This window comes from Microcoleus sp. T3_A4, assembly GCF_036700465.1.
Lineage (GTDB): Bacteria > Cyanobacteriota > Cyanobacteriia > Cyanobacteriales > Microcoleaceae > Microcoleus.
In genome coordinates this window covers 176,726-202,865 of sequence record NZ_JAUBOY010000004.1, presented here as the reverse complement: position 1 = coordinate 202,865, position 26,140 = coordinate 176,726, and the positions used below count along the sequence as shown (strand labels likewise).

General features: G+C 46.9%; 22 protein-coding genes and 1 tRNA gene. 14 read left to right on the top strand and 9 right to left on the bottom strand.

Features of this window, described 5'->3' with window-relative positions; all coding sequences use genetic code 11:
- Positions 1–214: 214 nt before the first annotated feature.
- Positions 215–1,843, bottom strand: a complete 1,629-nt coding sequence (locus QUA07_RS03880) for a site-2 protease family protein (protein WP_333322799.1) — start codon at positions 1,841–1,843, stop codon at positions 215–217.
- Positions 1,844–2,014: 171 nt separating this feature from the next.
- Here QUA07_RS03880 and QUA07_RS03875 point away from each other — a divergent pair, with 171 nt between their 5' ends.
- Both QUA07_RS03875 and QUA07_RS03870 read left to right on the top strand, forming a co-directional pair.
- On the top strand, positions 2,015–2,161 hold the full coding sequence (locus QUA07_RS03875) for a hypothetical protein (protein ID WP_333322798.1): 147 nt from the start codon (positions 2,015–2,017) through the stop codon (positions 2,159–2,161).
- A gap of 129 nt (positions 2,162–2,290) precedes the next feature.
- Entirely contained in the window at positions 2,291–2,476 is a 186-nt protein-coding gene (locus QUA07_RS03870; protein WP_333322797.1) for a hypothetical protein, read from the top strand.
- Between the two features lie 170 nt (positions 2,477–2,646).
- Here QUA07_RS03870 and QUA07_RS03865 read toward each other — a convergent pair.
- Positions 2,647–2,720 (bottom strand) — tRNA-Arg (locus QUA07_RS03865).
- Positions 2,721–3,660: 940 nt separating this feature from the next.
- On the opposite strand from QUA07_RS03865, the gene QUA07_RS03860 reads away from it, so the two are divergent.
- From QUA07_RS03860 to QUA07_RS03850, 3 genes are all read left to right on the top strand, one after another.
- A complete protein-coding gene (locus QUA07_RS03860) occupies positions 3,661–4,335 on the top strand; it encodes an Npun_F0813 family protein (RefSeq protein WP_333322795.1) in 675 nt (224 codons plus the stop codon).
- 558 nt (positions 4,336–4,893) lie between these two features.
- A complete protein-coding gene (locus QUA07_RS03855; protein WP_333322793.1) occupies positions 4,894–5,949 on the top strand; it encodes a hypothetical protein in 1,056 nt (351 codons plus the stop codon).
- A 154-nt stretch (positions 5,950–6,103) separates the two neighbouring features.
- Entirely contained in the window at positions 6,104–7,093 is a 990-nt protein-coding gene (locus tag QUA07_RS03850) for a hypothetical protein (RefSeq protein ID WP_333322791.1), read from the top strand.
- A 14-nt stretch (positions 7,094–7,107) separates the two neighbouring features.
- Here QUA07_RS03850 and QUA07_RS03845 read toward each other — a convergent pair whose 3' ends face one another.
- Positions 7,108–7,383: a LapA family protein gene (locus QUA07_RS03845; RefSeq protein ID WP_333322789.1), complete on the bottom strand. Its 276-nt coding sequence runs from the start codon at positions 7,381–7,383 to the stop codon at positions 7,108–7,110.
- A 332-nt stretch (positions 7,384–7,715) separates the two neighbouring features.
- A complete protein-coding gene (locus tag QUA07_RS03840; protein WP_333322787.1) occupies positions 7,716–9,149 on the bottom strand; it encodes a phosphoglucomutase/phosphomannomutase family protein in 1,434 nt (477 codons plus the stop codon).
- A gap of 1,258 nt (positions 9,150–10,407) precedes the next feature.
- On the opposite strand from QUA07_RS03840, the gene QUA07_RS03835 reads away from it, so the two are divergent.
- Positions 10,408–11,502 carry a hypothetical protein gene (locus QUA07_RS03835; RefSeq protein ID WP_333322785.1) on the top strand — a complete coding sequence of 365 codons (1,095 nt, stop codon included), beginning with the start codon at positions 10,408–10,410 and terminating at the stop codon, positions 11,500–11,502.
- 88 nt (positions 11,503–11,590) lie between these two features.
- On the opposite strand, the gene QUA07_RS03830 is transcribed toward QUA07_RS03835, so the two are convergent.
- Positions 11,591–11,983: a DUF423 domain-containing protein gene (locus QUA07_RS03830; protein ID WP_333322783.1), complete on the bottom strand. Its 393-nt coding sequence runs from the start codon at positions 11,981–11,983 to the stop codon at positions 11,591–11,593.
- Between the two features lie 8 nt (positions 11,984–11,991).
- On the opposite strand from QUA07_RS03830, the gene QUA07_RS03825 reads away from it, so the two are divergent.
- Complete coding sequence (locus QUA07_RS03825; RefSeq protein ID WP_333322781.1) at positions 11,992–12,231, top strand: hypothetical protein; 240 nt, start codon at positions 11,992–11,994, stop codon at positions 12,229–12,231.
- Positions 12,232–12,264: 33 nt separating this feature from the next.
- On the opposite strand, the gene bchM is transcribed toward QUA07_RS03825, so the two are convergent.
- Both bchM and nagA read right to left on the bottom strand, forming a co-directional pair.
- Positions 12,265–12,951 carry a magnesium protoporphyrin IX methyltransferase gene (bchM, locus tag QUA07_RS03820; RefSeq protein ID WP_333322779.1) on the bottom strand — a complete coding sequence of 229 codons (687 nt, stop codon included), beginning with the start codon at positions 12,949–12,951 and terminating at the stop codon, positions 12,265–12,267.
- Positions 12,952–13,159: 208 nt separating this feature from the next.
- Positions 13,160–14,389 carry an N-acetylglucosamine-6-phosphate deacetylase gene (nagA, locus tag QUA07_RS03815; protein ID WP_333322777.1) on the bottom strand — a complete coding sequence of 410 codons (1,230 nt, stop codon included), beginning with the start codon at positions 14,387–14,389 and terminating at the stop codon, positions 13,160–13,162.
- Between the two features lie 227 nt (positions 14,390–14,616).
- On the opposite strand from nagA, the gene purE reads away from it, so the two are divergent.
- Positions 14,617–15,138 (top strand): 5-(carboxyamino)imidazole ribonucleotide mutase, encoded by a 522-nt coding sequence (gene purE, locus QUA07_RS03810; protein WP_333322775.1) that lies wholly within the window; start codon positions 14,617–14,619, stop codon positions 15,136–15,138.
- A gap of 83 nt (positions 15,139–15,221) precedes the next feature.
- Entirely contained in the window at positions 15,222–16,823 is a 1,602-nt protein-coding gene (locus QUA07_RS03805) for an ammonium transporter (RefSeq protein ID WP_333322773.1), read from the top strand.
- 415 nt (positions 16,824–17,238) lie between these two features.
- On the opposite strand, the gene QUA07_RS03800 is transcribed toward QUA07_RS03805, so the two are convergent.
- Positions 17,239–17,841, bottom strand: a complete 603-nt coding sequence (locus tag QUA07_RS03800; RefSeq protein ID WP_333322771.1) for an IS607 family transposase — start codon at positions 17,839–17,841, stop codon at positions 17,239–17,241.
- A gap of 282 nt (positions 17,842–18,123) precedes the next feature.
- Between QUA07_RS03800 and QUA07_RS03795 the strand changes: the two genes are divergently transcribed.
- Together QUA07_RS03795 and QUA07_RS03790 are read left to right on the top strand one after the other, a co-directional pair.
- Positions 18,124–19,041: an SGNH/GDSL hydrolase family protein gene (locus tag QUA07_RS03795; protein ID WP_333210339.1), complete on the top strand. Its 918-nt coding sequence runs from the start codon at positions 18,124–18,126 to the stop codon at positions 19,039–19,041.
- A 463-nt stretch (positions 19,042–19,504) separates the two neighbouring features.
- Complete coding sequence (locus QUA07_RS03790) at positions 19,505–20,941, top strand: ammonium transporter (RefSeq protein ID WP_333322769.1); 1,437 nt, start codon at positions 19,505–19,507, stop codon at positions 20,939–20,941.
- Between the two features lie 126 nt (positions 20,942–21,067).
- Here the strand turns inward: QUA07_RS03790 and QUA07_RS03785 are convergent, their stop codons facing one another.
- Positions 21,068–21,457: a GxxExxY protein gene (locus QUA07_RS03785; RefSeq protein WP_333322768.1), complete on the bottom strand. Its 390-nt coding sequence runs from the start codon at positions 21,455–21,457 to the stop codon at positions 21,068–21,070.
- A gap of 200 nt (positions 21,458–21,657) precedes the next feature.
- On the opposite strand from QUA07_RS03785, the gene QUA07_RS03780 reads away from it, so the two are divergent.
- The 3 genes from QUA07_RS03780 to QUA07_RS03770 all read left to right on the top strand — a co-directional run bounded on the left by QUA07_RS03780 (position 21,658) and on the right by QUA07_RS03770 (position 25,980).
- Positions 21,658–22,863 carry a 4-hydroxy-3-methylbut-2-enyl diphosphate reductase gene (locus QUA07_RS03780; protein ID WP_333322767.1) on the top strand — a complete coding sequence of 402 codons (1,206 nt, stop codon included), beginning with the start codon at positions 21,658–21,660 and terminating at the stop codon, positions 22,861–22,863.
- Positions 22,864–23,594: 731 nt separating this feature from the next.
- Positions 23,595–25,553: a CHASE3 domain-containing protein gene (locus QUA07_RS03775; RefSeq protein ID WP_333322766.1), complete on the top strand. Its 1,959-nt coding sequence runs from the start codon at positions 23,595–23,597 to the stop codon at positions 25,551–25,553.
- Positions 25,516–25,980, top strand: coding sequence for a response regulator (locus QUA07_RS03770; protein ID WP_333322765.1), 465 nt, complete (start codon positions 25,516–25,518; stop codon positions 25,978–25,980). Before QUA07_RS03775 ends, QUA07_RS03770 begins: the two co-directional genes overlap by 38 nt.
- Positions 25,981–26,140: the final 160 nt, after the last annotated feature.

Below are 26,140 nucleotides of genomic sequence, written 5' to 3'. Positions count from 1 at the left end.
TTATTTAAACTTAATCGATCGAGTTTAAACAAATTTTTGGTTGTAAAAAAATCAACTTTTGGTAGTAGATAAATTGCCCTGGGCGCGGGTATTAATGGGAAATTAGTAGTTAGGAACCCGATCGCCCTTCAGTTACCAGTTCGATCGCTCAATTCCTATATTCCACTAATTTACCGCAACCCAAGAGCCTATTACCAAAGATGCCCGACTACTGCTAATTCCCTATTCCCAGACGGCCAGCCAAAGCCGGAGTCAACGGCAACAGCGCAGCAATCATCAAGAACAAAGCTAGCAAACCCAAAGCCGCGCGAGCGTCGTCAGGCTCAGTCAGCTCGTTGAGGCTCGGCCGCTCCAGATTCCGCTGTAAAATCAGAATCACGATCGCCCAATACAGAGCCAAAGGATTAACTAAAGAAACGATAGCCAGCACCACAAAAGTCGCCAAAGTAGTGCGACTGGCTATTTTCCGACCGTAGATGGCTTGCACGATTCTACCGCCGTCCAACTGTCCCGCCGGCATCAAATTAATCGCCGTTATTACCAAGCCCAACCAACCGATAACTACCAGCGGGTGAACGTCAACAATCTGCTGCTGCAACGCCGAACCCAAAACCACTTTTGCCAAAGTTCCCACCAAAACCGAGCCCTTGAAAAATTCTGCGGGAATTTGAAACAAACTGCCGGGGTGAGACAGCAGCAAACCCGTTACCAGCATTAGCAGAGAAACTATTCCCCCAGCGGCTGACCCGGCAAAAGCGATGTCAAACAAAACTTTACGGTTGGGCAGCAGCGACTCAAAACGGTCGATCGCTCCAAAACAACCTATCTGCAAAGTTGGTATAAAAAACGGCCAACTCAAGCCAACCTTGTACCGATTTGCCAGCACTCGGCGAGCAATTTCCCCAGATCCTAAAACCGCCCAAATTCCCGCTGCAATTGGCAGAACTTCTAGATATCTAGCGGGCGAGTTAAAGAAATCGAAACTTAGCAGCAAACCGCCTGTCTCTAAGCTAGTAGCAATTGTTGCCAGCAGCAGGACGACTGCTAGGATTTTTTGAGACACTGTTGTGGGCTGCGGGTCGTTGGTGCTGGGCAAGATAATAACTACGGGCTTGTCGTCCTGATTTTCTACTAAAAATAGGCGGTAGCGATCGTTTAATTTTTCTTCCAAACTTGCCGTCAAACGTGAGTGTACTTGTTCTGGGTCTCCTCGGAGATTGCCTTTGAGAATTACCCCATCTTGATAGGGAATCGTTTCTGTGGCAAAGAAAGTATCAATTCCAAAGATGCCTTTAATTGCCTTGAGGTCTTCCACCGGAACGGGAATTATTTCTGATTCATTATTCGCAGGCGACGAGGTGACGATCTTAATGGTTTCTGGGCCTGGTGGTCGCTGCGACTCAGGGGCAGAGAAAGCATCGCTTTGGGACTTTACCTCAGCAGCATCCGGCCGCGGCAGCACTGTATCGGATGCAGCCTTACGCAATTGCCGGCCCAGATAAATGTACAATCCCGTGGATGCCACTAGCAGCAACAATACCGCCACTAGATTGAGGTAAATTCCGGCGGCGAACAAACCAAAGAACAGCAGCCAGGGACTCATCAGCGCAACAGACTGCAACCAAGCCAAAATTCCCAGTTTGCCAAAAGGTCTGGCGCGATAAAATCCCCAACCCAGAATTCCCAGAGCAACCAATACGAGCGCAATTGTTGCCGTATTTTCCGATGCAACTATAGGCATTCCGGTTGTTTGCGCCAATAGGGGCTTTAAGCGGTCGATCGCGCTGCGGTCGAGTAATAGCATTAAATTTTGGGGAACATTAAATAGAGTTGTTGGGAACATATCCAAACCTGTCGGAAACTAGCCTGATTACTAAGGATAACCTCTGAGGGCTACTCGGCCCACAACCTGCTGCTGGTGGTGTTTGAACATCGCAGGATCTAGTCTATTGACACAATAGACTTTTTATGATAGTACATCGGCTGTGTCAAACCTATACTCAGAAAGGTAGCAGTGTCGATCGCCCAGAAGCAGGAAGATTCGCCCAGTTTGGCAGGTGGGGCTTTTGCTTCGGATTTGTTTTGGATGCCCGAAATCCAAAACAAATCCGAAGCAAATAATATCTCAGCCTCTCTTTTCTTGGCAGGAGAAAACTGCTGAAACCCTAGCGATGGCAACGATGAATCGCTCAGGTAGGAATAGAAAGCGGCCAACAAGCAACTTGCAGAATGGGACAAGGAACTGAATCAGTTACACGAGCGCAACGGCGATTTGGGACTGAAGGTTCAGATGCTGGAGCAAGAACTCAAGGAAGTGCAGCGCGAGCGGGAGGAAAATAAAAACTCCGGTCCGACCGTCGCAGTTTTTCCAGAAGCGGCCGACTTGCTCAACCAGTTAAAAGCGCGACGCAAAAAATCCAGAGCGGACTTGGCAGACGTGGATACGTTCTTGGAAATATTGGGTTCGGAGAGTTAACCCGTGTCTACCGACAGGATGCCGGGATACCACCTGACCCAGATAAGCGGTGTTTCGCATTTGTTGTGCGAAACAAATGCACAACAAAAGCACAACAAATAAGGTTTGAGCCACTCTCTCCTTTTCGGTAAAGAACGGCTCAAAGCATTGATGGTATTAGGTTTTATTAACGGGTACGGCAGGACTTGAACCTGCGGCTCGCTGCTTAGAAGGCAGCTACTCTATCCAACTGAGTTACGCACCCAACTCAAAAATCGCTAACAACATTATTCTATAGGTGCAGTGTGCGATCGAGCAAGTAAATTATGTGATGACTTACGCAGAAACCGCTTTGAGGTGCAAAAATATGGCGTGCAGTGCGATGGTTCGGGAAAAAAACCAAGATGATGAGAGTGCCTTTGCCTTCAAGACTGTATCTGACAAAAGCTGGAGGAACTCACCTGCAAACAGCACAATTGTAAATTTACAATCAAAACTAGGTAGGACGTGAACTCGCGTAAAGTATTTAGGGGTCGAGTTGAAACCCAACTATTTGGTCGATCGGATATCTCTCCCAATTAAGACGGAACTCAGACAGCAAAAGAGTCACAGGTGCTTTTTCCCAGATGTCTATTGGTTATGTTAACCTCCCCTAGTGGCAAAGCCTAAAACGCTGACCCCATTAGCGAAAAACCAGAGCTCGTCTCCTGATTTGAGGTATGAGTTGAGCCAGAATGACTAATTTGCTGATCTTGAGTTATGTTGGCTAACATTATGCTCGACTTGATATTTGATAAAAATGTGGTAGAACTAGGATTGAAAGACTCAGGTGAAAATCCCTGATGGTACGGAGCCTCTATATAAGCTTCCTCTACGGCATCAAAGCAAAACAGTCAATCGCCTGCTCGGCACGAGCGAGAAAATCAAGCGTTGCCAGTACAGCAGTCGTAAATTGTGCGCGGGGGATTTTCCTTCGTGCATTGATTTATACGCCAAGGCTGAGAGACAATTTCAGCTTAGATATTTGTTAGCATTTGTTAGCAAAAAAGTATCGGAACGCTTGAGAAGAGAACCATCTCTGGGTGATCGGGAGCAATCCTGCTAATTTAAGTGGACTCGCTGAATCAAGAATCCCCTCGCCTTTAGGCATCGGGAGTGTCAAAAGCACAGCACCTCGGCCATGACAGGAGTCAAATCGCAGTGTCATGTTTATTCTGAAACGGCAGGATGTTGAAATAACCAATTTTCAACACCCAAAACGGGATCAACAAATTCCCATTCTCAATTATCAGGGGCAGACTTTTCGCCTGATCAGCGCCTTCAACGGCAAGCAAGCAGAAGACGCCAGAGCCTTGTGGCGGGACTTAACCGACAACCGAGGCAAAGCCTGTGTTCTGCTAGAAGAGCCGGATCGATATAGCGTCTGGGGAAAAGTCCGTTTAGATCAGCTTGCCGGTGAAGAACCGGCAGGGAATGAAGCAGCCAAAGCACCACTGTTCGCGCAGGCTTGTCTGCTGCTACTCCAAGCTGTTTACTTCGATGTAGAAGACCTTTTAGGCGCAAGGCAAGCCACATCGTTTCAGAAAGATATCGCCAAGGTATTTCAGCAGGGAAACTTCCCCCAGGCAGACTCCCCTGATGCGATAAAAAACTGGCTAACCGTTAGTCCCTTGCAATCTCACAAGGTGCCTCCTTGGCAAGAGCAGCATCTCAAAACCTTATTGCAAGAACTCCACCGCTTGGGCAAATCATATTTTGGCAATACGGACTTCGCGGAGGGAGTGAGCGATGTGCTGCAAGATATGCCAGCACCGGATCGGACTCAGTTTCTAGATTGGCTGAAACAATCAGCCCTCAACAAGTTGTGGATCGCAGGATAGAAAATCTGTGACAATTTCTCAGACAATTGGGTCCAGATAATTCAGCTTAGATAATTGCACTGTAGGGGGTACGCGATATACAAGTTGGATTGCCAACTTGTATTGACAACCAAATTGTTGATTCGGTTTGGATGCCACCTATGGTCTGGCAATTTAATTCAGTTTCGATCGCACTCCCCAGTCACAATCATTGATACGAGTGGGGAAGAGTGAAAGCAAAAAAACAGCTCCCTCAACCTTTGAGGGTATAATTTCAGAGATAGATTTGGTACTGTAAAAACCTTAATGGTGGAGACATCTACCGTATATCTATCATTATATTTCCGGGTACAAGATCGACTAACGACTAATTTATTGAATTAGTAAATAGAGATTATTCTTGCTTAGTCTTTCTATAGTGTACGAGGGCAAAAGTCCCGACGACACACTGAGGACGCCAGTTATTCCGGAAGCGTCAGATCTAGGTTTTTTAAGTTTTTTTGGCGAAAGAATCCTCATCTACAATCAAAGATTGAGATGGGGTGCGTTCAACCGCTAGTTAGGTCTCGTGGAATCCCTATGAGTAGCACTTCAGAAAAGTCATCTACATCTTCATCTTTACTGTCAGCTCAGACCCTAGTGATTGCAGGCATTGTCTGGGCTGTCATGGCGCTGCTGTTTTTTTTGCTGTTCAGCGTCCCCCTCTCAGCAGAAGAGGGTTTACCTCTGTGGTACTCGATCGGCACTTATATTTTTGAATGCGGAGCATACTTGGGAGCGGCTTTAGTCTGTTTTAGAAACTGGCAAAGCCCCCACATGGTCAGCGGGCGCAACGTCTGGCTGGGCATAGGTCTGGGGATGCTGTTCTATTTCATAGCCGGCGTGCTGTTCGGGATTTGGGAACTCTATTTCGGGTTAGACCCGGACGTGTCTCCAGCAGATGCGTTTTATCTGGCCAGCTATGTGGTACTGATCGGGGGCATGGTTGTAGCTGTGACTTCCAAGCGGCTGAATCTAGAAATTTGGCAGTGGGCTTTGTTAGCGGGAATTGCAGCCTTCGGGATAGCTGTAGCTATTTGGGTTGCTGCACCTGACTCTTGGAGGGCCCAGCTAGGAATGGCTCCGGCAGCCACTCAAGAAGAAGTAGTGACATCTGCACCAGCAACCGCTGCCACAGGAAGAGCGCCTGCTTTGGAAAATTCGTCTAAGTTACAGGCAAAAGCAGCCGCGACCGATGCTGCATCAGCACCCGAAGAAGAAGAAGCAGAAATCAAAGCTCCCGCATGGGTGATGGCACTTGACAAGCAACTGGCGCCTCACAAAAACGCAATCAATTTGTTTTACATCGTTGGGGATGTTTTTCTCCTGATTATTGCTACTGCATTGCTGCTGGCGTTTTGGGGAGGACGTTTTTCCCAATCTTGGAGAATGATTGCGGCTGCAACTTTTTCGCTTTACATCGCAGATATGTACTTTAAATGGCGCGATACTCAGGCTGAGGGTAGTTATCAAAGCGGCAGTTTGCTGGAAGTCTTTTTTGTTTTCAGCGCCATCCTGTTTGGGATTGGAGCTATCTTGGAACATGACATCTCAACCCGCTCTCGTCAGAGCAGGCGCAGTCGTCGCGCAGCGTAGCGATTGGAGATTGGGGTTGCTTTGGCAAGCGATGGGGACGCGAAAGCTTCTTTGCCCTTGTCGGCATCTCTGAGCTTGAAATCGAAGATGAAAAATCACAGTTCGCTGACTGCTAGCCTGCGTCTTTTCAAGTCTTTTTGCTGGGAAACTTGGCATGACGCCTACAAAACTCTCCGATTCAGACAAACGCGAACTCATCAGGCTGTACCGACAGTCAAACGAGAATACTATCACTCTGGCAAAGCGCTACGGAGTGAGCAGTTCTACTGTGAGGCGCATCATTCAGGGGGCTTTGTCGGAGCCGGAATACGAATTTCTAGTGCAGCAAAAACAAAAGCGTTTGTCCGATCGCAGCAGTGTTTCTGAACCGACAGAGGCGACTACTGAGTCGTCGGCAGATGATGGCGAAACCGATCCTGTAGCTGTCCCCCTGTCGGAGTCAGTCCCTGTCCTGCCGTCAGCCTCAAATTCGAGACCGACAATCCGAAAGCGTTCTAACTCAGTCCCTGAACCAGTTGCAGAACCAGAAATTCGAGGCAATGTAGAGTCTGATTTAGATGTTTCTGATGTGCCAGATGCCCCAGCAGCCAATCTTGCCGATCGCAGCCACCGCGCTGTTGTGACTGGTGAACTAAAGGCAATGCTGCCAGCAGAAGGGCTGCTGGCAGGTGAAGACTTTAGCGATTTCGAGGACGACGACGAGGATGAGGATGAGGATGAAGACGATTTAGATGACGACTTCGACGAAGATGTAGAAAATGAAGACTCTCTGTCTGAAGGCAGTCTCCTCGGTTCACTATCGTCGGGCGAGTTGATCGAGCTTCGGGGTACAGGACTAATTCAAGTTTTGCCTTTAAGCGAAGCATCTCTGCCCAAAATTTGTTATTTGGTGGTCGATCGGGCGGCAGAGTTAATCACTAGACCTCTAAAAGCTTTTGGCGAACTCGGTCAAATTCCGGCGGCGGAAATTCGCGAGAAAACCCTGGCAGTGTTTGACAATCACCGAGTGGCCCGCCGATTTGCTACTCGCAATCAAAGAGTTTTCAAGATTCCTGACAGCAGTATGCTGCAAAAAGCAGCACCTTATTTGCGAGCTAAGGGAATTACTCGATTGCTGATTGACGGTCAGGTATATTCCCTCTAAGGGATAAAATCTATTTAATATTGTACGGTGTCGGATTCTTCTGGATTTGCCTGAAATTTAGGACGCGAGTTTTGGGAATCTGAAAGGTTCCACAGCGGTTGCAGTAGCGCACCTCCGATAAGTCCTGCACTCAGGCTCATTGCCAATACTACTCCTACGGGCATTTGTATCGATTGAAAAAAGATAAAGTTTAAGGATACGGGGGCAGCGTTCTGCACTGAAACAATGCCGATCGCGCTTACTAAAATTGCTACTAAAAAACTAATGGCGAGCAGAGGAATTGTTTTCATAAACCGGTTGACAGGCTAATAATTTAAATTGTATAGTTGTTTTATAATTTAAATACGTGTAAAATTTTTATTTTGGCAAACATCCCATTATATAATACTCTACAATACAATTAGGGGAAAAGTCAAGTAGATGCGGAAAAAGAGAGGATTTTTTTAATTAATTAAAAATTTAACAAACATAAACAAATTGACACTTCCCAAACTTAAACAAATCCAAGTGTATTGCAAATATATAACTGACCCAGCAGTTATCAAAAATACGTAAGGTGCGCCAAGCGCACCTCACAATCCCAAACGCTAGGGAAAAAACCCCCGTTGGAATAGGTAGAAAATTAAACAGGTTCTAACTGGGAAATTACCTTTTCCATGTGTTGGGCAACTTGGCTTTCTTTTTCCACAGAATTGGTTTCCATGTAAACGCGCATCAAGGGTTCGGTTCCCGAAGGCCGCAGCAGTACCCAGCCACCGTCTTCAAGATAAAGTTTAATTCCGTCTTTGCGGCCGATTTCCTTAACGCCGATACCTGCTACTTCTGTGGGGGGATTCTTGGTAAAAGATTCCAAAACGGCTGCTTTGTGGGCTTCTTCTAGGTGCAAGTCCAAACGTTTGTTGTACAGGGGGCCGTCGGCTTCTTTAATGGCTTCTTCGACTAGCTGAGAAAGCGGTTTGCCTTCATAGGCGATCGCCTCAGCCACTAGCATATCAGCCAAAATCCCGTCTTTTTCGGGAATGTGACCCAAAACGCTCAAACCGCCAGATTCTTCGCCACCGATGAGCACCGCAGTTTCCCGCATTTTTTCGCCGATGTATTTAAAACCGACTGCGGTTTCGTAGATTGTTAAACCGTACTTGGCGGCCAAATTGTCCAGCAAGTGGGTAGTTGCGACTGTACGAACGATCGCCCCAGTCAATCCTTTATTCTTAACCAAGTGACGGGCCAGCAGCAACAGTACAGTATTTGGAGTCAAGACATTTCCCAACTCGTCAACAATACCAAAGCGATCGCTGTCGCCATCGGTAGCTAAACCCAAATCCGCCGCATCCTTCTTAACAGCTTCCACTAACTCAACCAACTGTTCGCCCTTGGGTTCGGGCATTCCGCCGCCAAACAGCACGTCGCGGTAGGTGTGAAAACTTTCGACCTCGCAGCCGCAGTGTTCCAAAACGCCGTCGAGATAGCCGCGAGAAGTCGAGTAGAGAGCGTCGTACTTCACCTTCAACTTAGCAGAGCGAATCCGCTCCACATCGATCAAAGTATAAAGAAACTTCAGATATTCGGGTTTCGGGTCAAAAGTGGAGATTTTATCGTTGTGGCTGCCTTTGGCTGGGGCATCAGAAGCACCAGCAATATTTGCCACAATTGTATCAGTAATTTCCGGGGTAGCCGGGCCGGCGTAGTCGGGGATGTATTTGATGCCGCAGTAAGGTGCGGGATTGTGCGAAGCCGTGAACATCAGGGCCCCTGCGGAGTTGAGATGCTTGGCGCTGTAGGCGATGACTGGTGTGGGGCAATCTCGATCGACCACTTTCACTGTCCATCCCAAATCTGCCAATACTTCCGCCGAGGTGCGGGCGAACTCGTCTGCCAGAAAGCGGGTATCGTAGGAGACTAGAACTGGGCGGTCTTTGGTGTAAGCGGTTTCTAGGTAACTGGCGATCGCCCGGGTGACTTTTCGCACGTTGGCAAAAGTAAAGTCATGGGCAATCAGTCCTCGCCACCCATCGGTTCCGAACTTAATTTCAGTTGAATTGCTGCTAGCGCTCATAAAAAAACTCGGTAAGTGGGAAACTCAGCGGCTTTAGCCCTGAGAGGAAAACGGCGCGGCGATTTCAATCGCCTTGAATCCCCTTTCGGGGTTGGAGAGGGAATTTAATCAACCTCTCCAGTGAGGTATGGTTGCCTCAATCTCCCTTTCGGGGTAAAGTTCGCTTCGCCAATGTTATGAAGGCTTGTCACGCTTACAGCACTGTCTCAGTGACTTTAAGACTGTTTAACTGTAAACAACAGAGCGGAAAACTAGCGACGTATTCTCCGGTGTTATGACCTAAATAACGTAGTCAGTGAAGACTTAGGCTGGTCAGTACAGCTTGCGAGAGCTCTCTCTTACAAGCTCAGTGGCTTTAGCCCTGAGTTACTGACTTTATCCACTTCCTCTCGTCCTACTAATCCTACCCGAAGCCATAGCCTTAAAGACGTACTGGCCGTGCTGTTTGTGAGGATTGATCGCCGGTGGGGGCCGCATCAACCTAATCCTCTCGTTGTCGGGACAGGCTTCCGCCTCCGACAGAGGACTCGAACCCGCCGGATTTGGCAAAATGTGCCCGCTACCGGGGGAGTCACTCGCTAATTCCGGTTTTGAAGGGTAGGTGGTCGATCGAATGGACGACGATCAATTGCGGGCGATTCCCTACGGGATAGCTTCGCTTCACGGGGAAGCTAAACAACTGATCACAAAAAACTGCCCTGGCAATGGCATTAACTAAATGCACATAAATCTGATTCTCATCTCAAATTTAATTTTTTATTTAGAAAAACCGAGCGTTAAATTTATTGGGGTTTCATAACAATCGTCAGGCTCAAAATACATTTCTAATTGACCTATAGAAATAAATTAACCAAAGTCATCGCTAGATCGTGCTGTAGCCTAGCTTCATTAAGAAATTAGGGCGATCAACCAAAGCGCTCCACAACAAAGATAAAGTATTTCAAGCAGCAGTTTTTTTGAGGCAGACTTGACTTTAGTTATTAGATTTTAAGACAAATTAAATTTATTTCCAGTCCTCTTTATAGGTCAAAAAAATAAATTAGGATCGCGATCACAGAATGATGGTGATCGATCGCACAATAAATAACGTTATTAACGTGCAACTTATAAAAGATGCAGGCAGTCGAGCGAAATGGCTTATAGCTTTAAGCGTAATGGCTGATGACTGTCAACGTACAAATGCAGAAAATTGTAGTTAACAACGTTAAAAATTAGGGGAATCGATCGGGTGCGACTTAATAAAAAAACGAGGTTTATCATGACGGGTATTTCACAAATATCTTCAAAATCTTTACCAGCAGCCGACCAACTTCAACAGGGCGCAAGTCAGGCGCCCCAAGGTATTATCGGACTGGACACTGACAAACTCCCAAAAGCTAAAGGTGTCAGCGTTTCTTCCTTCGCAGTTAGCTGGGCAAAAAAATATTACAGTACAGTTGCGGCACGAGAGAACCAAGCGCCACGCCAAATTCTCCCAAGCCTCGATTTAACTACTTTTGAGGGAAATAGAGCCCCAATAGTTGACAAATTGACAGATACCCTGAAATTAGCCAGCGAGATAGCTTGGAGTAGAGTAGAAGCTCTTTTAGGGAAACAAATAGAGCGGCACGCGATCGATCCAAGTTTAATTAATTCTTTAGAAATGGCCGCCGATTCTCGCACCTTATATAAGAAAGCAATAGACGCTTATGCAGATAGAGAACCTGTTTTCCGCTTGTCAGTCCTGGTGGGAAAAGATATTATCAAAGTGAGGCGAAAATATTCAAAGACTGATCCGTTAGTGCTGGGATTTGTGACAATTGAGTTTCAATACACTAGCAAAATCTTGTTAGGATGTCTTTCGGAGTCAGAGCGAGCGGAATTTGCGCCCTACTTAAAAGTTGTAGACGACTACCTGCACATTCCCTACGGAGAGATTAACGAGGCTGCGGCGAATCAGCCCCCGAATTCAAGAGCTCTATTAGCCGTTCAGCATTTGTTGCAGCACACGACTCAGATTGCTAGTGCAGTGTACGATCGAGCTAGTGCTCAGCATCAAGGATACCGCAGCAGCAGCGGCTATTTGAGCGATCGAGAGGTAAAAATTTCTGGTATCCGTGATGTCGAGATTTTTCAAAGCTATTTGTGCTGGTGCGTTTTGGAAGGTAGTATTCGCCCGGTACAGCAAGAATTGTTTCCAATTTGCGTGATGTTGTATCCGAAACTTCATGTAAGTTGGGAGTTAGTGCAGGATATGCTGCTGATTTTATTTTGGGAAATATGCGATCGGCTTCCTGCTGAAGATTTAACGGTATTTGTACCTTACTTGCGTACTTTGACAGAGATGTTTTCCAGGGATGTGTTTGATAATTAGGGTATTGGGCATAGGGCATAGGGCATAAGGCATGGGGTCAAAAAGCGGAACTCTCGCGGAGGGATTTGGCATTGGGAATTGCCCATCTCTATTTAAAACTCCAAGCTGCGACTGCCAAACATCCCCAACCAACAATAAAAGCAACTCCCCCCAGTGGCGTAATTGCACCCAGCCATTTGATGTCGCTCAAACTTAGGGCGTACAAACTGCCTGAAAATATGATATTGCCGGCAATAAAAGCCCATCCAGCGACTGCAAAAAAGGTTTGAGACTCTTGGGCGCGGCTCAAGAGTAAAGCGACGAGTAATAGAGCCAGGGCATGGTACATTTGATATCGGGCGCCGGTCTCAAAAATTGTTAAAGCTCGATCGCTCAATTGATTTTTCAAAGCGTGGGAGGCGAAAGCACCGCCTGCAACGGATAAACCTCCGAATACCGCTGCGACTGCTATAAAAATACGAATTAAAATTAGCGTTGACATAATATTTATTGAATTGGGAAGAAGGAAGTTCGGCAACGAGCAATGTACGGGATGTAACGGATGTAACGGATGTCAGTCCGATGGAAGAAGGAAGAAGGAAGAGGAAAAAACATCTAATTGTTGATATCGAAGGTGCGCGCTGCGTGCCGTCTTTGTCATTGCCAGCGGGAGCGAATCAATCGCAGAGTATGGAAATTCACTTGCCTAACTTTGGTAAGGGAAGGTGCGCTAGGCGCACCCTAGGCTGATGAGAAATTAGCTTTCTTGTAGATATTTTTAACCTATTTCCGCACAGCTTCCAACAAGCGAGAATAGTAAAAGCTAGTGCTAGTCATCGCTGTTCTGTTAATAACAAAACCATTGTTTTCTAGGATTTTGATAATATCAGCTTCGCGGTGCTGGTAAGCCCGGGTAGTTTTGCTCGGGCCGGGGAAAAGTTCACCAATTTTTTTGAGGGCGGTGAGTGCTAAGGTTTTGGGTGCAAAACTAAGAATTAGTCGAGATTCGGCGATCGAACTTAGGTGAGCGATCATTTCTGCAGCCTTATTTTGAGGATAGTGGATTAGCACATCCAAACAAATCACTGTGTGGAATTTGCCGGTTAAAGCTTCCAAATCTTGGGCGGCGAAGGAGATGTTGTAGAGCTTGCCGGGAACTGCTGTCGATCGATCATAAGCTTCTGCTACCATCTTTTCAGAGATATCGCTAGCGCAAACAATTGCCCCAGCGTCAGCCAGAGGAATGCTCAGAGAGCCTACACCGCAGCCAGCATCGCAGACACAAAGCCCAGGCAAATTGCCGTCAGCTTGCAGCCATTTGATGACTGTATCCACCGTTTGCTGATGCCCGGTGCGGATGTCTAGCTGAACTTTATTGACTTTGCCCTCGCCGTAAATTCGCTGCCAGCGATCGAATCCCGTCGAGTTAAAATACTGTCTAACTATAGTCTTGTCGTCTACCAAATTCATCGATCTGCCTGCTGCTGATTTATTGCCAACGGTTAGATATTATATAGCAATCCGGTTCGGAAAATGTGCAACTTGCAACAACCGATTTTAGATTGGCGATTTGAGATTTTAGATTAAAACGGCACATCTAAAATCTCAAATCGATCGGGTAATACCAGTTCGCACATTCCCACTTCTGAAATTCTTTAATTTAAAATGGTATAACAGGTTAAAATAACCGATGCCAAGTCAATTGCTTTGTCGCAGCATTTAAATTCCAGCGCAACAATTGACTTGCCGATTTGCCAGTAATTCCCGAAATTCCGATCGCCCTTCTCGGAGATTCAGTTGCCAAGGCGATCGCACTTTCGGCATCGCAAATTCCCCACTCCACCAAATTCTGCACTCCCGCCAACAGCGGCAGAGTAGTACCTGCCAAAGTAGCACATTCCAGGGCCGAGTGATAATCTAATCTTACCCAAGCTGTACCTTTTCTGACTTCAATTTGTCGGGAATCCCAAGGATAAACACCGTCAGGCAAGCCCAGGGGAGCCAAAGCATCGCTCACTAAAAAAACGCCTTTTTGATACCTACCAGCGCGTAGCAAAAAATCAATCATTGTCGGAGAAACGTGCTTCCCGTCAGCAATTAAACCGCATTTTACGCCCGGATAAACAATCGCCGCTCCCAACAAACCCGGTTCTCGGTGGTGCAAACTCGGCATCGCATTAAAAGCGTGAGTTACCATTGAAGCTCCCCGCTCAAATGCTTGTTGAGCTTGCTCTGCCGTCGCTTGGGAGTGTCCAAGACTGACGGAAATTCCCAAACTTTGCAAATAGGAAATGACTTCACCAGTGCTGTCTAACTCCGGCGCTAAAGTAATTATTTTGACAATATCGGCACAATCTCCTAAAACTTGCTTGACATTTTCTATAGTTAGCGGTAGCAAAAACTCAACTGGGTGAGCGCCTCGCTTCTGGGGGTTGAGAAAAGGGCCTTCGAGGTGAACGCCGATAATTTCCGCTGTTTTGGCTTTATTGGTTGTGGCAACAGTAGTTTGTACAGTGCGGATATAATCAGCTATAGTCGAGAGCGATCGCCTAAACTTATCCACCGAAGTTGTCACCAAAGTCGGCAAAAAAGCATCCACTCCCTGATTCCACAAAAATTGACAAATTTTCGGCAAAATTTCAATATGCTTGCTTTCTAAATCGGGAAAAGCAAAACCGAGGGCCCCGTTAATCTGCAAGTCAACACCGCCCAGAGAAAGCCAATCGCCTGCTACATCAAGCACGTGCAAATGGGGAGGACAAATCCGTTTAAATATGGCGTCCATCGGCAAAACTTCTTGAATGATTCCCCTTTCGTCAACAGCAAGCATCTGCAAATCCTTGCAACCGGGGAGGCGAGCATTGAGAATATCTGTGGGTGTGGCAGTTGGGGTTGTGGCTTCAGTCATCCGATTTTAGATTTTAGATTTTAGATTTAATATTCGCTACGGATAAATCCGGTGGCTGGCGATGAGGATGGGGAGCTTTTTGCTTTTTGCTGGCTCCATGGCTGCTCAGACGGGGGCTTGTGGCAAAATTGCTTTTAAGGGTCAGTTTTGGTACAAAATATTTAAATTTGAGTTAACGCAATCATTTAAAATTAGCATTTATCTGAAATCTCAAATCGGAAAATTTTATGAATCAAGCGACAGTTGGAATTATCATGGGTAGCGATTCGGATTTGCCAACCATGAAAGATGCGATCGCAGTTTGCGAAGAATTCAACGTTGCTTGCGCCGTGGCGATCGTCTCGGCGCACCGCACCCCCGATCGCATGGTGGAATACGCCCAAACCGCGCACCAACGAGGCTTGAAAGTCATTATCGCAGGAGCAGGGGGAGCGGCGCACCTTCCGGGTATGGTAGCATCTTTAACCCCCTTGCCCGTAATTGGGGTGCCTGTACCTAGCCGCCACCTGCAAGGGGTAGATTCGCTGTATTCGATCGTGCAAATGCCAGCCGGGATACCCGTAGCAACAGTGGGGATCGGCAACGCTAAGAATGCTGGCTTGCTGGCAGTTCAGATACTGGCAGCTCATCAGCCAGAATTGCTAGAGCGAGTTTTGCATTACCGCAAAACTTTGTCCGAATCTGTACTGAAAAAACAAAATCAACTAGAAGAGCTAGGCTATCATAACTATCTCAATCTCAACAAATAATCCATAAACTTTTGTAGTAAGATTGGAAAGTTTTCCGAATATTGCTGAGCTTACTAGCCGTAAAGAGGGTAAAAGTGATTAAAATGACTGTCGGAAAGAAAAAGTCGAAACAAGTCAGGCGGGAGGCTTTAAATTTGCCAGCAGCTAAATTTTTTACGAAAGTCAACAGGTTGAAGAAGTTACCACGGGCGATCGCCCGCCTCACTCCAAGTTGGCAAGCCTGCATACCTTTAGCTGCAATCATCGTCTTGGTGTGGGGATATGCGGCGGTAGCCCAAACCCCTGCCACGCCAACCACCGAGGAACAATTAGCAAGCCTTAAGGTGGGCATGGATACCATGTGGGTCATGGTGGCGGGGATGGTAGTGTTCTTTATGAACGCCGGTTTCGGTATGTTGGAAACCGGGTTTTGTCGCCAAAAAAATGCGGTTAACGTGCTGTCCAAAAACTTGATTGTTTTTGCGCTTTCTACGATCGCATATTGGGCGATAGGCTTTGCCTTAATGTTCAGCGACGGCAACGGTTTTATCGGCACCAGCGGCGGATTTTTCCTGTGGAACGTAGCTGACAACAGCCCCGCCACAGGAGACGCTTATCAAGGCATTTTCAGTGCATTAAACTGGACGGGAGTCCCCCTCAACGCTAAATTCTTTTTCCAATTAGTTTTTGCGGGAACTGCTGCCACGATCGTTTCGGGAGCCGTTGCAGAGCGAATTAAATTCCTTGAATTCTTAATTTTCAGCTTGCTGTTAGTAGGCATTGCTTACCCAATTACCGGACACTGGATTTGGGGCGGAGGCTGGCTGGCAGACTCAGGCTTCTGGGATTTTGCCGGTTCGACAGTGGTTCACTCGGTAGGCGGTTGGGCTGCTTTGATGGGAGCGGCATTGTTGGGGCCGCGGATCGGCAAGTACCGCGACGGCGATACTGTGGCGATGCCGGGGCACAATATGAGCATTGCCACCCTAGGCTGTTTGATTTTGTGGTTGGGTTGGTTCGGGTTTAATCCCGGTTCGACAATGGCAGTCGATCCAAATGCGATCGCCCACATTGCGATCACCACCAACACCGGCGGCGCCTTCGGGGGAATTGCTGCAACCATTACTGCTTGGCTGTACCTGGGCAAACCCGACCTTTCCATGATTATCAACGGCATCCTCGCCGGCTTAGTCGGGGTAACAGCTAGCTGTGCTTGGATCAACGTGCCCAACTCTGCCATTATCGGCACGATCGCGGGCATCCTGGTAGTTTTCGCCGTAACTTTCTTCGACAACTTGAAAATTGACGACCCTGTAGGGGCAACTTCAGTTCACTTAGTCTGCGGCATCTGGGGAACTCTGGCAGTGGGCTTGTTTGCTGACGGGCCTGGAACGGGAATTTATACCGCAGGCCCGGCAGCCGGATTGCTTGTGGGCGGAGGTTTCGGTCAACTCTGGGCGCAGTTGGTCGGCATTATCTCTGTAGGTGGGATGACCGTGCTGCTGAGTACGATTTTTTGGCTGGCACTCAAAGCTTTGCTGGGTATCCGCGTTTCTGCTTTAGAGGAGGCTGAAGGTTTGGATATCGGCGAACACGGGATGGAAGCTTACACTGGGTTTGTGAAGGAAACGAGCTTGGATAACAGAAGTGAGACCAGCTACGGCGGTTATGGTGGGGGTTCTGGAGGCAAGACTACCAAACTGTAGAGCGTGCAAAGAGATCGACCAATTCAGCTTTCGTGTCCTACATTAGCTATTTATCAGCTAATTCACGCCTTTATTCAGAAAAACCACAATCTGAAATAGCTGCTAAGTTATGGCTGTCTATCGTTGTGCTCGTGTTTCAATCTTCGATGCGAACGCGGGCATAATTTTATTTTTAGTTGACCTTTAATGGCTGACATATGACGTTGCACAATTTGAGGATTATTATTGTGGGGTGTCCCGCCTGCTGTGAAAATACACGCCTTTGGGCTACCAGATCCCATCTGACAAAAAAATCAAAATCATGCCGCTATTATGCAAAGCCTTACATATAGTAGTTTCCGATTGCATGAGATGTGCGTCGGTAATTGGTAATTGAGAATCTGTAACTAACGAACTTTGCAAGCTGGTGTATTGATTATAGTTTACCGGCAATTGCTTTAAGTTCTTCAACGATGCGCTTGTTCTTGGGATTCCCGCTGCCATTAAGGCGGGCGGAGACAACAGTGATTATTTCTAATATATCTTTAGCTAAATCCTCGTCACAGCTAGTATTTTCGGTTTGATTTATAATCACTACCTCTGTCCCAAAGTGTTCGCACAAATTAAAAATTAGTTCAGAACCAAATCTCAGCAGTCTGTCTTTGTGAGTTAATACCAACCTTTCTACTTGATTGTCTGCGATCGCCCGAATTAGATGTTGTAAACCCCCCTTACTGTAATTAACCCCAGAACCTATATCCTCAATGATTTGGAATTGCCACCCCTGAGATGCACAAAACAATTCCAAAACTTGTTTTTGTCTGTCTAAATCATCTTTTCGGTTGTGACTGCTAACCCGAGCGTAAGCAACGGTTAAAGCGCCCTCGCGTTTTAAGCCCAGAAGATGAGCTAGGTCATAGCGTCTGTGACCGTTAGCGGTGCGTTCCGGTATTAGCTTGCCTTCGGCTTCCCACCTGCGTAAGGTGGAAGCACTCACACCTTTAATTTTGGCTGCTTCAGTTATGGTTAATTTTTTCATTTTTGGATTTTAGCATCAGAAATGGGTAATTTCGGTAAGTTTTAGATATATTTTTGTGCACAGCAGCGGCTTTGACAAATCCGATTCCGGTGCCAGAAAGTTTGGTAGGCAGATTTTTTATGGTAAAGTAGTGCGAAAAAGCAAAGTTCTGCATCGCCGCCCTTGCCCAACACAGCACAGTGCTTGATTATTACAAGAATTGAGGCTTTAATTGAGCGGTAAAATTTGATGCAGCAATCAGTGCAAATTATTCGGTGTGAGGCCTGCAAATAGCTTGAGTTTATGGAGAAGTTTGGAGGAGGTAGCAGAAGTAGAACTCATAAATCCCTCTTAGGGATGGAAGTTAGCCGATCGAAAGCTGTTCCGGTTTGGGCTTTGCTATCTTTGGTGACGAACGGGGTACTGATACTTACAGTCGCTCAACTACTGCTGCGGGGACACAACTTGACAGAAAGCTTCCAGGCGAATGATGCGGTGACGGCAGAAGCGGCCCAGGAACAAATGGGCCAACCGGTGATCTCTGCAAAGGCAGTGCTAGACGTGCCCGTTCCAGGACCGCGACATAAATGGACTTACCAGCAGTGGGTGACGCAGTTGGGTCGCGAAGCTGAGGCGGCGGCGGCGAATCGACCCTCAAGACTGAGTGTTTTGGCTGGGGATTCTCTAAGTATGTGGTTCCCGACTAAGCTGTTACCAGTCGATCGAATTTGGCTGAATCAAGGGATTTCGGGGGAGACTTCCCTGGGTTTGCTGAAGCGGTTGCAGTTGTTCGATAGAACTGCCCCGGATACTGTGTTTGTGATGATTGGGATTAACGATTTGTTACGGGGAAGCACCGACGAAGGGATTTTGGACAACCAGCGGCAGATTATTCGCGATTTGCGGTGGGCTCACCCCAAAGCACAAGTGGTTGTGCAGTCGATTTTGCCCCACAGCGGGGAACAAGCTACTTGGGAAAATCGCGATCGGCTGTTGGCGATTCCTAACAGTCGGATTAGGGCAATAAATCGACGGCTGAAAGAAATTGCTAGTTCGGAAAATGTTTTGTATCTGGATTTGTACCCGCTGTTTGCGGATGCTGACGGCAATTTGCCAACTGAACTCAGCACAGACGGCTTGCACCTTAACGATCAAGGTTATCTGGTTTGGCGATCGGCCCTACAACTGTTCGATCAGATGCAGTTGAAAAATGAGTCATGAGTCATTAGTTATTAGTTATTAGTCATTAGTTAGAAAGATAAAGGATAAAGTAACATTCTCCCCAACTCTCCCCCTCTCCTCCTCCGACTCTCCCCAACTCAAAACTCCCGCCCTCTCCTCAACTCCCCCTCTCCGATAACTCTGCGATCACTGGCTATGTCAAGTATCCACTGATAGATTAAGAAACATGATAGTTAGCTATTTAGTATAGGGTGATACAGAATAACTGTTGGTACAAATGGTGCAATCCAAAAGGCATAGACCATTAGATTGATAGTTGACGAATTTAGATGAGTCCGGCTATACGAAGTCGGGGGGTTGAGGATTGGGGAATTATCTATTGAAGATTTGTTCCGCTAAAACAGGGACTTAAAACCAAATAACTATTGCATCTAAAATCCTCACATCTAAAATCGGCTCGGTCTTCCCGGAAAATTGCTGAGTATGAAAAGGTACAACTAACGTGATCAAAAAAAGTTTAACGATCGGCATCATTGCACTGTGGCTGTTAAGCGTACCGCTGACAGGCAATGCCTTAGCTCAAGATGCTGGTGCCGCTACTGCGGTGGCGCCGAATCCGATCGACAGCGGCGATACGGCCTGGATGTTAATCTCCTCAGCACTGGTATTACTGATGACACCGGGGTTGGCGTTTTTCTACGGGGGACTGGTGCGATCGCGCAACGTCCTCAACACCATGATGATGAGCTTAGTCATGATGGGACTGATCGGCGTCACCTGGACGCTGTGGGGTTACAGTTTGGCTTTTGATGTCACCCCCGGCAACCTCAATGATAAAGGGTTTGCCCAAGGACTCGAAACCTTCATCGGTGGCTTCGACTGGATGTTCTTGAACAACGTCACGGCCGACAAACCTGATCCGATCGGCTACGCACCGACCATACCCCACCAAGTCTTCATGGTCTATCAGATGATGTTCGCCATCATCACTCCAGCCTTGATTTCAGGGGCGATCGTCGAACGGGTAACATTTAAAACCTATTTCTGGTTCGTGCTGCTGTGGTCTACCTTCATCTACTCTCCTTTAGCCCACTGGGTTTGGGGTAAAGGCTGGCTGGGGGCGATGGGAGCTCTCGACTTTGCCGGCGGCACAGTCGTACATATCAGTTCGGGCGTATCAGCCGTTATCGCAGCTTGGATGATCGGGCCCCGCAAAGACCACTTGAACAAGCCCCACACCCCCCACAACGTACCCTACGTCTTGCTGGGAATTGGGATGCTGTGGTTTGGCTGGTTTGGCTTCAACGGCGGTAGCGCTTTGGGATCTGGTTCTTTAGCAACAGTGGCTTTTGTCACCACGATGATTTCAACAGCAGCCGGCGGTTTAACTTGGACAATTGTGGAATGGGTGCTCAGAGGCAAACCGACAGCAGTGGGAATTGCTAGCGGTTTCCTAGCGGGATTGGTGGGCATCACACCTGCGGCTGGATTCGTGCTTCCAGTGGGAGCGCTTTTGATCGGATCGATTACTTCGGTTTGCTGCTTCTTTGCTGTTAGTTGGCGGGCTAAGCTGGGATTTGACGACTCTTTGGATACCTTCCCGGTTCACGGCGTAGGCGGAACTGTGGGCGCTATTCTGACTGGCTTATTTGCGACTAAAGCGGTTAACGCTGCCGGAAATGACGGTCTGTTTGCCGGGAATCCGGGGCTAATCGTGACCCAGTTTGTAGGCGTTCTAGCTACTTACGTGTTTGCGGCTGTCGGCACTTTTGTGATCCTGAAAATTTTGGGGCAGTTTATGGAACTGCGAGTGCCCTCATCTGCTGAAGACCAAGGTTTGGATATCGGCCTGCACGGGGAAGAAGCTTACGGTGAGGATTTTGCCGGCGGTTTCAGTTCGTTTGAATCGAGTTCTCCTTTTGCGCCGAAGAAGGTTTGAAGCTGATTTTGTGAATAAGTTCGATCGTGTAGAGACTCAGCTATCTGGGTCTCTCGGCTTTTTTTAAGTTTTTTTTTAACGAACCGCGAAGGCGCGAAGAGCGCGAAGAAGGAAGAGGAAGAAGGGTTAAGATGAAAGTACGATCCGTTTGATGCCTTCTTTGAGGATGGGAACGTTGAAGTTGATGAGAAGGCCCAAGCTGTTTTTGGTCATTTTAAGATAAGAGATAACTTGGGCTTCGTGGATGGGAGCTAGCTTTTCGACAGCTTTTAGTTCGACAATGAGGATATCGCCAACCATAAAGTCTAATTGACCTTCGCCGACTTGATGACCTTTGTAGGTGATTGCTACTGGCTTTTTAGGCTGACAAGGTATCTCCCGCATCCGAAATTCAACTTCTAAGGATTCCTGATACACTGATTCTAAAAATCCTGGCCCCAAAAGCCGATGCACCTCAATAGCCGCCCCCATCACTCTATAGGCTAAGTGTTCTAGCTGTTCGCCCAATTGTCTCATTACTCTTTCTTCTTCCTTCGTGTCCTACCCTACGGGAACGGCTTCGCCGAACGCGTCTTCGCGGTTCATTCCTTCTTCCCCCTCATGTGTCGATCGTATAAATAGCATATCGCCTCTTCGCTACTGAACCCATAATCGCGATCGCACCCCAAGCATTCTAAAATCAAAGGTAATTAACCTAGATTTCAACTCGATACCGCATGGATACTAAAGCTTTTAAACGATCGCTCCAACAGTCTGAAAACTACCACCGCAAGGGTTTCGGACATGAAGCTGAGGTAGCTGGCGTGATGCAGACGGCTTATCAAAGCAGTCTGATCCAGCAAATTCGCGACAATAATTACAGGCTAGAACGAGGCGCAGTCACGATCCGGCTGGCTGAGGCTTTTGGCTTTTGCTGGGGGGTGGAACGCGCTGTAGCTATTGCTTACGAGACTCGCCAGCATTTTCCGTCAGAACGGATTTGGATTACTAATGAGATTATTCACAATCCGTCTGTAAATCAGCATTTGCGGGATATGGAAGTTGGTTTTATTTCTGTTGAGAAGGGACAGAAAGATTTTTCGGTTGTCGATAGCGGCGATGTGGTAATATTACCAGCTTTTGGGGCAAGCGTCCAAGAAATGCAGTTGCTTAATGATAAGGGCTGCAAGATTGTTGATACTACTTGTCCTTGGGTTTCTAAGGTTTGGAATACTGTTGAAAAGCACAAAAAGAGGAATTATACTTCGATTATTCACGGTCAATACAAGCATGAGGAAACTGTTGCTACGAGTTCTTTTGCGGATAAGTATTTGATTGTATTGAATTTTCAGGAAGCTGAATATGTCAGCAATTATATCTTGCATGGGGGCGACCGCGATGAGTTTCTTGCTAAATTTAGCAAGGCTTATTCTGCTGGTTTTGACCCAGATGTGGATTTGGAAAGTGTTGGTATTGCTAACCAAACTACTATGCTCAAAACTGAGACAGAGAACATTGGCAAGTTATTTGAAAAAACGATGATGCGGAAGTTTGGGCCTGAAAATTTGAACGACCATTTTCAGAGTTTTAATACTATCTGCGATGCGACTCAGGAACGCCAAGATGCTATGTTGAGTTTGGTTGAGGAAAAGTTGGATTTGATGCTGGTGATTGGGGGTTTTAATTCTTCTAATACTACGCATTTGCAGGAAATTGCGATCGACAAAACTGTTCCTTCTTATCATATTGATTGTGCGGAGCGGATTTTACCGGGAAATCGCATCGAACACAAGCCTTTGGGGGCCGATTTGATCGTAACTGAAGGTTGGTTACCGGATGGTAAAATTGTGGTGGGCGTGACTTCGGGTGCTTCTACGCCTGATAAGGTTGTTGAAGATGCGATCGATCGCATTTTCGCGATGAAAGCGGCTGCTGTCGTGTAATTATATTGTTTCGGCACTGCACTCGGAATCATAATTTTCTCAGTGCAGGGCGAGTGTCTTTTTGCGAGTGCGATCGAGACGATCGATCGCAAAAAGATATAATTCCGATGTTAAACTAATTTCAACCCATTAATTCTCCCCAATTACCTGATCGCTCCCATTTCTGATTTCTGATACTATTCACCCGCGTCCTCGCCTCTGTGAATTTCTCCCTGCCTCTCCACGAGGATTATTTTTTAAATAAAATATTAAAAATTCGCCTTTTTTTTGGGTAAAAAGCTTGACTTGGTTATAGCGATAATGTATTATTTAATAATGGGAATAGTGCCAAAATTAAATTTTGTTTGACCACTCCTATTATCTAAAATATAACCCAAAAATCAACTGGGGTCAATAGGTAAAAACTCTTTTCTTTACGCCACAATTTGAAACTGCCCCAGGAACACGAACGATACAAAACTCGATACAAAAAAAGGCGAATTAAGCTTTGCTGGCTATCCTAGATTGTCTGGTGTCTGCCTGAACCACGAAACGCAAGAGAGCGATTTATGGCATCTCCGACTTAAGAGGGATGCGAGGAGGAGCGAGGCTAAACTAGACATAAGATCGCTCGCACATTTGAGCCTTAAATTTATAGTCTTTAGTCGCCGTCTCTGACCGCGCCAAAAATTCAGGTATTCTTAATCCAGCTAAAATAAAAGAAAAAGCAGGACTCGGGTGCCGAGTATTTCATGAAACAATCGCTGACTCGCCAAATCACCGCAGGTATCGGAATGGCCGTGGCGCTGCTAATTTTAAATGCGGCAACTTCCTACCGCAATACTCTCAAGTTAGTCGAAAACGAACGCTGGGTGGGCCACACTCACCAAGTTTTAACCGAACTCGAAGCCACGCTTTCCACCTTAAAAGATGCTGAAACCGGACAGCGCGGTTATTTGCTGACGGGAGAAGAACGGTATTTAGAACCCTATCACAGCGCGATCGCCCGCATCAACGAGCAAGTAGTCGGATTGCAGCAGCTAACGGCTGACAATAAGCGGCAGCAACAGCGCATTCGCGACTTGAAAATTGCGATCAACTCTAAATTAGCCGAACTTGAAGGAACCATCAATCTGCGACGCCAAAAAAACTTAGCAGCAGCCCTGCCGGAAGTAAAAAGCGGTAGGGGAAAGCAAATCATGGGCGGCATTCGGCAGCAGATAGCCGCCATGACTGCCGAAGAAACTCAGCTATTGCAGCAGCGCGCCCGAGAATCTAAAAAAAGCGCTAATTGGACAATCCTGACTTTTACCGTTGCTGCTTTAGTAAATTTCCTGTTGATGGTGGTGGTTTACTATTTGGTGAAACGCGATCAAACTTTGCGCGACAATGCCGAAATCAAGCAAAATCAACTGTTAGAACAGTTAGAACACGATCGCCACTCCCTACAATTAACCGAAGAACGTTTCCGCCTCGCCATTCTCAACGCACCGCTGCCAATTATGCTGCACGCTGAAAACGGACAAGTTTTGCAAATTAACTGCGCTTGGACTGAACTCTCAGGCTACGAATACTCAGAAATTCCCACAATTGAAGATTGGACAGAAAAAGCTTACCACAACCGCAAATCGCTAGTGCAAGCAGATATCGATCGGCTCCACCGCTTAAACGCCCGCATTTCTGAAGGCGAATATATGATTTCCACAGCCAGCGGCGAAACTCGAATTTGGGAGTTTTATTCCGCACCTTTAGGCCAGCTTTCCGACGGCAGAAGTCTAGTAATTAGTACCGCCCTTGACATGACTGCACGCAAGCAAGCAGAAGCGGAAATTCGGATGCTCAACGCTACCTTAGAACGGCGAGTGGAACTTCGCACCACTCAACTTCAAGCAGCTAACGAAGAATTAGAAGCTTTCACCTATACCGTAGCCCACGATTTGCGTGCTCCCCTGCGGGGAATGCAGGGATTGGCTGAAGCTTTATTAGAAGATTACCGTGACATCCTCGACGAACTTGGTCAAGAATACGCCCAGCAAATTGTTAATTCTGGCCAACAACTAGAAGAATTAATCCAAGATTTGCTAGCTTACAGCCGCCTGAGCCGCACTGATTTATCGCTGCAAGTTTTAGACTTAGAATCAGTTGTAGCCGAGGCAATTGCTATGGTAAAAGCTGACGCTAAATCCAGGCAGGCTCAAATCAGTGTTCGATCGCCCTTGCCTGCGGTAATTGCCCACCGCATTACTTTAGTTCAAGTAATCGCCAATCTGCTCACAAATGCTATAAAATTTGTGGAAGGCACACCACCCCAAGTGCATATCTGGGCTCAAGAAATTGAGCAGCCTCAAGAGGGAGAGACAGAGAGCAATACAATGGGAGAATTGACAAGGGGGACAGTGGGACAGTGGGAGCATTCCCAGTTACTGACGGCCACCCCTCTATTGCCAGTCCGCATAATCCGTCTGTGGGTAGAAGACAACGGCATCGGTATTGCTCCGGAACATCAAAAACGCATTTTTCGGGTTTTTGAACGGCTGCACGGTATCGAATCTTACCCGGGAACTGGTATAGGATTAGCTATTGTAAAAAAAGGAGTTGATCGCATGGGCGGTCAAGTTGGAGTGGAATCTCAAGTAGGACAAGGCAGTCGATTTTGGATACAACTGAGGAAGCATGACCCAAATGCAGACGATTTTGCTGGTGGAAGATAACCCCGTTGATATTCTATTGATGCAGCGGGCATTTCGCAATGAGACTTTTGCTAATACTTCGCTGCAAATTGTCCGAGATGGAGATGCAGCGGTTTTTTATTTAAATGGGGACGGAGAATACAGCGATCGCGATCGCTATCCTTTACCTGCGATAATTTTACTGGATTTGAAATTGCCCAGGCGCTCCGGTCACGAGGTTCTAATTTGGCTGAGGCAGCAGCCGGAACTAAAACGCTTGCCGGTGGTTATGCTTACTTCTTCTAGGCAAACACCTGATGTCAAGCGAGCTTACGATTTAGGGGTGAATTCTTATTTAGTTAAACCAGTCGGGTTTGCTTCTTTATTAGAAATGATGCAGAGTTTTAGGGAGTATTGGCTCAACTATACTGAACTGCCGGAACCTAGAGAGATTTCTGGTTTGTATTAGTGGTTTCCCAGTTTTGATTGCTTATTTCGTGGTTAACACGCTCTTTCTGGTAACGAGGAAATTAAGTTTCGAGTGAGGAAGCCCCTCCTCTATCTTAAAGGGGCAACCTCCAAAATTTTTATGATGAGTGATTGAGCGGCCCTCTAGTTAACAGCCAAAT